Origin of the sequence: Enterobacter cloacae complex sp.6700776, assembly GCF_048284255.1 — a bacterium.
GTDB lineage: Bacteria > Pseudomonadota > Gammaproteobacteria > Enterobacterales > Enterobacteriaceae > Enterobacter > Enterobacter intestinihominis.
On the sequence record NZ_JBLVYK010000211.1, the window covers coordinates 1 to 292 of the forward strand.

A 292-nucleotide genomic window follows, 5' to 3' on the forward strand; every position below is an offset into this window, starting at 1 on the left:
CGTCAACTCCAGACCATCAAATGCCACTTTACCGTTGGCATCCGGCGTCACCGTAAAAGTGGTATTGCTGGCAAGGCGGGTGACCTGCCACTGATTATTATCGAACGAGATTTTGTAATCTGTCGCCAGTACCGCGGAGGCATCAGTTACCGTGGCACCGATCGCAACGTCACCTTTGTTTTTCGTGTTTTGCAGAACCGCGGGCTTACCGATAGCAAAGAAATCTTCACCGGCATCGCCGTTAGCATCAAATCCGGCTTTGTGTTGGGTGTTGAAAGCCTCGGCAAATGCC

1 pseudogene is annotated in these 292 nt (G+C 51.7%); it reads right to left on the reverse strand.

Annotated features, from left to right (window positions below):
- Positions 1 to 292 (reverse strand): annotated as a pseudogene (flgK, locus tag ACNQ0T_RS23920) (flagellar hook-associated protein FlgK); the annotation flags it as partial.